Source organism: Caldimonas sp. (assembly GCF_046289365.1).
In the GTDB taxonomy this organism is placed as follows: domain Bacteria; phylum Pseudomonadota; class Gammaproteobacteria; order Burkholderiales; family Burkholderiaceae_C; genus Caldimonas.
Genome location: NZ_JBKBVU010000150.1, coordinates 1 through 7,588, shown reverse-complemented (window position 1 = coordinate 7,588; position 7,588 = coordinate 1). Strand labels below are relative to the sequence as shown.

Annotated in this window: 7 protein-coding genes and 1 pseudogene; 4 read left to right on the top strand and 4 right to left on the bottom strand. The window is 71.2% G+C overall.

What is annotated here, in order from left to right; translation table 11 throughout:
- Positions 1–425 (bottom strand): annotated as a pseudogene (locus tag ACK42S_RS13345) (serine/threonine protein kinase); the annotation flags it as partial.
- Positions 426–483: 58 nt separating this feature from the next.
- A complete protein-coding gene (locus ACK42S_RS13340; protein ID WP_409708331.1) occupies positions 484–1,977 on the bottom strand; it encodes a CHAD domain-containing protein in 1,494 nt (497 codons plus the stop codon).
- A 147-nt stretch (positions 1,978–2,124) separates the two neighbouring features.
- Between ACK42S_RS13340 and ACK42S_RS13335 the strand changes: the two genes are divergently transcribed.
- The 4 genes from ACK42S_RS13335 to panC all read left to right on the top strand — a co-directional run bounded on the left by ACK42S_RS13335 (position 2,125) and on the right by panC (position 5,037).
- A complete protein-coding gene (locus ACK42S_RS13335) occupies positions 2,125–2,334 on the top strand; it encodes a DUF3460 family protein (RefSeq protein WP_409708328.1) in 210 nt (69 codons plus the stop codon).
- A gap of 34 nt (positions 2,335–2,368) precedes the next feature.
- Positions 2,369–3,238: a segregation and condensation protein A gene (locus tag ACK42S_RS13330; protein ID WP_409708325.1), complete on the top strand. Its 870-nt coding sequence runs from the start codon at positions 2,369–2,371 to the stop codon at positions 3,236–3,238.
- 90 nt (positions 3,239–3,328) lie between these two features.
- Positions 3,329–4,174, top strand: a complete 846-nt coding sequence (gene panB / locus ACK42S_RS13325) for a 3-methyl-2-oxobutanoate hydroxymethyltransferase (protein WP_409708322.1) — start codon at positions 3,329–3,331, stop codon at positions 4,172–4,174.
- Positions 4,175–4,197: 23 nt separating this feature from the next.
- On the top strand, positions 4,198–5,037 hold the full coding sequence (gene panC, locus ACK42S_RS13320; protein WP_409708319.1) for a pantoate--beta-alanine ligase: 840 nt from the start codon (positions 4,198–4,200) through the stop codon (positions 5,035–5,037).
- A gap of 14 nt (positions 5,038–5,051) precedes the next feature.
- On the opposite strand, the gene ACK42S_RS13315 is transcribed toward panC, so the two are convergent.
- Positions 5,052–6,905: a hypothetical protein gene (locus ACK42S_RS13315; protein WP_409708316.1), complete on the bottom strand. Its 1,854-nt coding sequence runs from the start codon at positions 6,903–6,905 to the stop codon at positions 5,052–5,054.
- A 12-nt stretch (positions 6,906–6,917) separates the two neighbouring features.
- Positions 6,918–7,574 carry a response regulator gene (locus ACK42S_RS13310; RefSeq protein WP_409708334.1) on the bottom strand — a complete coding sequence of 219 codons (657 nt, stop codon included), beginning with the start codon at positions 7,572–7,574 and terminating at the stop codon, positions 6,918–6,920.
- Positions 7,575–7,588 lie beyond the last annotated feature (14 nt).

Here is a 7,588-nt window from a genome sequence, read left to right as displayed (position 1 = left end):
TGCGGCGACTCGCGGGTCTCGGACAGGCGCTTGCCCGGCACATAGGGCATCACGCAGCGGGCCGTGCCCTCGGTCTGCGCCAGGCGCAGCACCCGCACCAGCGCGGGGTGCTCGCAGCGTGCCAGCAAGCGCGCCTCGCCGACGAAGGCGCGCAATCCGGCCTCCCAGGCCTGCGTGTCGCGCCCTGGCAGCGGATGCACCTGGCCCAGGGCATCGCGCCAGGCCAGGTGCAGCGGGAAATACTCCTTGATCGCCACCGGCACCTCCAGCGCGTGGTCGGTGGCCAGGTAGACCAGGCCCGAGCCGGAGTCGCTCAGCACCCGTTCGATCTCGTACTCGGCCCAGCAGGTGCCGGCCGGCAGGATGCGGGCGCCGGCCGGTGCCGGTTCGTTCACCGCGGCAGTGGACTCGGGATCGACGGGCATGAGGGGGTGGGGACGGGCACGGACACCGCGAGCCTAACAGGCCGACGGCGGCTGTGCGTCACCCCCGGCCCTTCTTGCGGCGCACCTTCCAGAAGCGCGGCGCCCCGGCCAGCGTCTCGAGGCTGGCCTGGCAGAGCGGCAGCAGGGCCTCACGCCGCGCCGCCAGCCAGCCGCGCGCGTACCAGGCCCAAGGCGCGTCGATCCCGTCCAGCCGGGCCTGGGCCATGGCCAGATCGTTGAACTGGCCGAAGCACTCCTGAGCCGCCGCCAGGGCGCGCAGATAGCCTTTGACCGCCTCGGGTTCGTAGAAGCTGCCAGCGAAGTCCACCGCATAGCGCAGGCGTTTGATGCGCTTGCGCAGCGCATGCCGCGCGGTGTCATCCAGCACCAGGAAGTCGGGGGCCTGCGCCACCACCGCGCGATGCCAGGACCGCAGCCGTTTCGTCGCCAGCGGCTCGAAAGGCTCGTCCGCCCCCGGCAGCGGCCCGGCCAGACGCCAGCGCAGCAACTGCAACCACAGGCGCTGGACCTCGGTGGACCGCAACGCTTCGGCCACGCCATCGGGGCCGGTGGCTGCCGTGGTCCACGCATCGGGCAGCGACAGGTCCGCCGGGGTCAACACCGGCGCGAGCAGAGCCGCCACCACATCCCGGTCGCGGGCCTGCCCCAGCCGGGCGAACACGGCGCGGATGGCGTCCCGGGCTGCCCCTTTGTCAGGCACCCCCGGCCAGCCCCGGAAGAAGCGCATCGCCGTGCGCAGGCGCCGCAGGGCCACGCGGGCCTGGTGCACCTGCTCGACCCGGTGGCCGGCCGCCTCCGGTACGTCCTGCGCCAGCTCGCAGACGTTGGGCAGCAGGTGCGCCAGCGCCGCCCCGAGCACCGCCTGCCAGGCCTGAACGAGCGTTGCCTCGCGCGGCAAGGCCAAGGCTGTCGCCTTCGTGGCCGGCACACTGACCAGGCCCCGGGCCAGGCGGTCCCCCCGCTCGGCCTTGGAGCGGATGTCCAGCCACAAACCAAAACGCGCCATCCAGCGCCCGGCCACCTCCAGCACCGCCTCGGACTCACCGTCCACCCGCTCGACCTCGAACTCGCACAGCGGCGCCCGGCGCTCGCCGCTGCGGATCTCCCCCACATCGAGCGCCAGCTCCACCTGGCCCAGGCGATGCTTGAGGCGACACACGCGGCGCCACACCTCGGTGCGGTAGGTCTCGGCCAGGGGCCCGGCGCTGCGCACCAGGGCCAGCAGACGATCCCCCTGCGGCGTGCCGGCATGACGGGTCGGATCGACCGTGGCCTGCGCCGCCTCCAGCACCACGCTGTGCTCGAAGCGCGTCAGCGCATCCTCTCCCGCGGCCTTGAGCGTTTGCACCCAGCGCCGGCCTTCCTTGCGCAACCGCAGGGCCAGGCCCGCCCGCGCCAGCTCGCGTCCCGGGGTGTCGAAGTAGGCTGCCCGCAGGCGCACGCGCCGCGTGCCGCCGCAGCGCTGCAAGGCCGCCTCCAGGGCCGCGCGCCGCGAGGGCGGCACCTGGTACTTGATCTCGAACTCCTGCATGGGCCCTCCGTCAGCGGGCGATGCGCTGCGCGTCGCCGCCCACCCTCAGGCCCAGTTCCTCGCTCCGACCGGCCCACCGTCCAACCATGCCGCTGCCCCGGTAAAATTGAAAGCTTCACTTTAGCGGCCCTGCGCCGCCCGTCCACCATGCCGCTCTTCTGGAAGCCCTACAAGTCCGACGTCACGCAGTTCATCGAGGAACTCAAGGCCAGGAAGCCCACCCTCGAAGAGGAGCAACGCCGCGGCCGCGCACTGCTGTGGGATCGTGAGATCGACCGGCAGGCCCAGAGCGAGTTCCAGCGCGCCCGCGTGCCCCAGCAGCCCTACGTCTACCAGACCAAGGGCCTGGGGGAGTGAGCCCCCGCGCCCTGCCCAGCGACCCGGAACGTCCGTGAGCGACGCCGCCCTGGCCCCTGAGGCCGACCCCACAGGCCCGGCGCTGGCGCCGGGCGAGGACGGCCTGCCCGAGGTCGTCGACAGCGTGGCCGCGGTGGCCAAACTCTATGGCGCCCCGCTCTTCGAACTGCCCCAAGACCTCTACATCCCGCCCGATGCGCTGGAGGTCTTCCTCGAAGCCTTCGAAGGCCCGCTGGACCTGCTGCTCTACCTCATCCGCAAGCAGAACTTCAACATCCTCGACATCCCGCTGGCCGACGTCACGCGCCAGTACCTGAGCTACGTCGACCAGATCCGCAGCCGCAACCTCGAACTGGCCTCCGAATACCTGCTGATGGCGGCCATGCTGATCGAGATCAAGTCGCGCATGCTGCTGCCGCCCAAGAAGACCGAAGAAGGCCAGGAACCCGAGGACCCGCGTGCCGAACTGGTCCGCCGCCTGCTGGAGTACGAGCAGATCAAGCTCGCCGCCGCCAAGCTCGACCAGTTGCCCGTGCTGGGCCGCGACTTCCTGCGCGCCCAGATCCACATCGAGCAGTCGCTCAAGCCGCGCTTCCCCGACGTCAGCGTCAACGACCTGCGCGAGGCCTGGGCCGAGATCCTCAAGCGCGCCAAACTGGTGCAACACCACCGGATCACCCGCGAGCAGCTCTCGGTGCGCGAGCACATGAGCCTCGTGCTGCGCACCCTGCAGGGGCGCCGCTTCATGGAATTCCACGAACTCTTCGACCCCTCGCGTGGCCCCCAGGTGGTGGTGGTCACCTTCATCGCAATGCTGGAACTGGCCCGCGAACGCCTGCTCGAAATCACCCAGGCCGAGGCCTTCGCACCGATCTACGTCCGGCTCGCCTATCAGCCCACATGAAGCCATAGCAACGGCGTTTGGTGCGCCGCAGCGAAGATCGCACACGCCTCGCTAGAATCCGCGCACTTTCTCCCGGAGCCGGTGCCCGCGATGAGCAGCCATGCGTCCCCTGCCGACGAGCCTTGCGCCCCCACGCGCAAGCCGCTGAGCCTGTTTCGCCTGCGCGAGATGCACGCTGCGGGCGAGAAGATCGCCATGCTCACCTGCTACGACGCGAGCTTCGCGCGCGTGCTCGACGCGGCCGGGGTGGACTGCCTGCTGGTGGGCGACTCGCTGGGCATGGTGCTGCAGGGCCAGCCCAGCACCGTGCCGGTCACGCTCGACGACGTGGCCTATCACACCCGCTGCGTGGCACGCGGCAACCGCAGCGCTTGGCTGATCGCCGACCTGCCCTTCGGCAGCTACCAGGCCGGCCGCGAGCAGGCCCTGGCCTCCAGCGTCGCGCTCATGCAGGCCGGTGCCCAGATGGTCAAGCTCGAAGGCGGCGGCTGGACGGCGCCGACCGTGCGCTTCCTCACCGAGCGCGGCATCCCCGTGTGCGCCCACCTCGGCCTCACGCCCCAGAGCGTGTTCGCGCTGGGCGGCTACCGTGTGCAGGGCCGCAGCGACGAAGCCGCCGCCACACTGCGGGCCCACGCCCGCGAACTGGCCGACGCCGGCGCCGCGATGCTAGTGCTCGAACTCGTGCCGGCCGACCTGGCTGCGCGCGTGAGCGCCGAGAACCCGCAGCTGCTCACCATCGGCATCGGGGCCGGCACGGCCTGCGCCGGGCAGGTGCTGGTGCTGCACGACATGCTGGGCATCACACGCGGCAGGCTGCCGCGCTTCGTGCGCAACTTCATGGCCGAGGCCCACGACGTGGAGGCCGCCGTGCGCCTGTACGTCTCGGAAGTCAAGGCCGGCCGCTTCCCCCACCCCGAACACCACAGCTACTGAGCCCCCGCCCGCGGGCCCACCCCATGCGCATCGTCCACACCATCGCCGAACTCCGCCAGGCCCTGGCCGGCAGCACCCGCACCGCCTTCGTGCCCACGATGGGCAACCTGCACGAGGGGCATCTGTCACTCGTGCGCCTGGCCAAGGATCACGGCGGCCCGGTGGTGGCCAGCATCTTCGTCAACCGCCTGCAGTTCGCCCCGCACGAGGATTTCGACACCTACCCGCGCACGCTCGAGCGCGACTGCGAGCTGCTGCGCAGCGTGGGCTGCAATCTGGTCTTCGCTCCCAGCGAAGCCGAGCTCTACCCCGAGCCGCAGGTCTACACCGTGCAGCCGCCGGCCGCGCTGGCCGGCCTGCTCGAAGGCGAGTTCCGCCCCGGCTTCTTCACCGGCGTGTGCACCGTGGTGCTCAAGCTCTTCCACTGCGTGCAGCCGCGCGTGGCCGTCTTCGGCAAAAAGGACTACCAGCAGCTCCTGGTGGTGCGTCGCATGGTGCAGCAACTGGCCCTGCCGATCGAGATCGTGGCCGGCGAGACCGCCCGCGCCGAGGACGGCTTGGCCCTGTCCTCGCGCAACGGCTACCTGAGCGAAGCCGAGCGGGCCGAGGCCGTGCAATTGTCGATGACGCTCAAGGATGTGCAACTGCGGCTGCGCCGCGGTGAGCGGGACCTGGCCGCGATCGAGGCCGCCGCGATGGCCCATCTGCGCGAGCGGGGCTGGCAGCCCGACTATGTGAGCGTGCGCCGGCGCGCCGACCTGCTGCCGCCGACGACCGGACAACTGCAGGCTGGCGAACCGCTGGTGGTGCTGGCCGCTGCGCGGCTGGGCACGACCCGCCTGATCGACAACCTGGAGATCTGAAGCCTCGCCCGACCTCAGGTCGGGCCCAACGGCGGATTCGACAGCAAGCGCTCCAGCATCGCACGGATCTGCCCGACCGTCGGCGCATGCGCGAAGTAGCCGGTGTGAAAAGCCGGTGAGGCGTCGAAGGCCTGGGCGACGCCTTGGGGCTTGGAAGAATGCAACGGCACGATGCCGTCCCCATCGGCCTCCAGGCCGGCGAAGTCCTCGATCACGCGATGCCACACCCGGTCCTCGACCGGGCGTCCGTGCGGCGGCGCCCATTCCGACCCCCAGGCCGCCAGCCCTTCAGGCAGGGGCTGCCCCTTGGCCATGCGCTCCACCCCTTCGGGCTCGACGTCGCGAAAGCCCGGCGGGATGTCGTAGGCCAGCGCGCGCTCCAGGATGAGCAGATCGCTCATCTGCTGCTTGTCGAGCACGCCCGAGGCCACATCGCGGAACACACCGACCAGCACACTCACGCCGGCCCAGCGCCGACCGATCTGGCGGAACACCCGGGTGCCCAGGTGCGGGCTGCCGGCCGTCAGCGCCTGGAAGGTCCACTGCGGCCAGCGCCGGCGCAGGCGCGGCAAGGCGAATCGGGCCACGTTGCCCCCGCGCGAATGCGCCAGCAGGACCAGCGTGCCGCGCTCGCAGCGGCCGATCACCTGCCGCTCCAGCAGATCGATGAGCTGGTTGATGTTACGGTCCACACGCAAGAAGGTGTCGTGCTCGAAACGCCAGACACTTTGCCCATCGAGCAGCGGCAAGCCCTGCCAGGGGCCGGGGCGTGCCGCTGCCGCGGGGGCGTCGGCCAGCCAGGCCGACCAACTGGCGCGCGCGGAAGTCAACCCGCCGTGCAGCAGCACCACGTGCGACAGGCACTCGCCCCCATCGGTCGGCGGCCGATGGGCCGCGGCGGGCCGGGAGGCCGGTGCCAGCCGGGCCCCCGTCTTCACGGCCTGCGCCAGATCGGCATCGGTGGGGGCCGGCATCCCCAAGGCCTGGGCCCAGTAGGCCTCGTCGGCACGCAGGCGCCGCTCGAAGGTGGGATCGCGATCGACCAGGGGCTGCTTCCAGCCCAGCCAGCGCAGCATGCGCTGCGCCTGGCGCCTGAGCCAGCCAGCCGGCCCCTCCTGCCGCTCGAAGCTGATGATCGGCACCGCCACGAGCAGGCCCACACCCGGCCGCAGGGTGCGGCGGATCCGTGGAGCGGCCGCCCCCTCGGTGGGCACGAGCCAAGTCACCTTGCCGCGCCTGAACTGCAGGAGATCCTCGGACGCCGCGACCCCGTCGCCACGGAAGCTGCAGGGGGACCAGACCTGTGGCCCGTCGCCATCGGGGTCGCGCAGGCCGCAGCCGCCCCAGTAGATGTGTGTCTCCACCTCGAGCTGCACGACCACGCGCTCGCGGCGCCAGGCCGCAGGAAGGTGCTCGGCCAGCTCCTGAACGAGGGCTTGGGCGTTGTCGGCCAGCGGCACTCGCATGTTCAGCGGCGTGTCCCGGCGGCGCACCAGCGGTGACATCCACCAGATCTCCGGGTGCCACAGGTGCAAGCGGCGGGCGGTCGGGTCGGCCCGGGGCGGGAGCGAGGCCGCTGGCCGGCACAGGTCGGGATGGTCACAGCCGGGCAGGCCCTCGCAGGCCTGGCTCAAACGCAGCTCTTCTTCCAACTGGCGCTCGATCCCCTCGACGAAGGGGGCGAGCTGCGGCGAATACCACTGGTCACGCACGGCGCGGAAGCGCTCAAGCAGCTCGCGCGCCGTCAGGCGCCCCTCCACCCTTTCGATGAGCGGCCGCCGACGCCCCGCCGGGCGGGGGGCCCGCGAAGCGGGCGGCGGATCCCCGTCCTCGTCGAGCTGGAACTCCAGGGTCACCGAGGAAGCCATGGCCGGGGGCCCTCAGCGGGTACGCACACCGAGTTTGAAGGCGATCATCGCGCGCAGCTTGTTCGGCACCACGGGCTTGATCAAGAGATGGAAGTCATGCCGATGGGCCTCTTCCTCGAGCCCGGCGGTGGTGCTGCCCGTCACGACGATGGCGGGCAGTTCGGCCCCAAAGTGCTCGCGCAGGGCATGGATGGCGTCGATGCCAGTGTGCTGGTGGTCGATGCGGTAGTCCACGATGGCCAGATCGGGCTTTTGGCCCTGCGAGCTCGCATGCTCGGCCCACTGCCGGCAGGCGCTGACCGTGTCGAACACCGCCACCGTCGCCCCCCAGCCCTTGAGCAGCACCTCCAAGCCGTCGCGCACCGCCGGCTCGTCCTCGACCACCGCGATGAGCTTGCGCTCGAGCGTCAGGCCCAGCGGAGCCCGCGCCGGCAAGGACTCGGGCATGCGCTGCTGCGGCTTGCCCAGTGGCAGCTCCAGCGTGAAGACCGTGCCCCGGCCGGGCCGCGACTGCAGATGCAGGGGGGCGTCCATCAGCAGGGCAAGGCGCTTGACGATCGCCAGCCCGAGGCCCAGGCCCTTGCGGTCGTGGGGGGGAGGGGGGAGAGCGCCAGGGGAAGGGGGGGAACACCCAGAAAAGGGCAAATAGTCATGACCAGGAAGGACCACACACCCTTCTCCCA

Excerpts from the sequence above, each read along its gene's own strand:
- ACK42S_RS13315 (WP_409708316.1), bottom strand. The coding sequence starts at position 6,905 with ATGGCTTCCTCGGTGACCCTGGAGTTCCAGCTCGACGAGGACGGGGAT.
- panC (WP_409708319.1), top strand. The coding sequence starts at position 4,198 with ATGCGCATCGTCCACACCATCGCCGAACTCCGCCAGGCCCTGGCCGGC.
- ACK42S_RS13335 (WP_409708328.1), top strand. The coding sequence starts at position 2,125 with ATGCCGCTCTTCTGGAAGCCCTACAAGTCCGACGTCACGCAGTTCATC.
- panB (WP_409708322.1), top strand. The coding sequence starts at position 3,329 with ATGAGCAGCCATGCGTCCCCTGCCGACGAGCCTTGCGCCCCCACGCGC.
- ACK42S_RS13340 (WP_409708331.1), bottom strand. The coding sequence starts at position 1,977 with ATGCAGGAGTTCGAGATCAAGTACCAGGTGCCGCCCTCGCGGCGCGCG.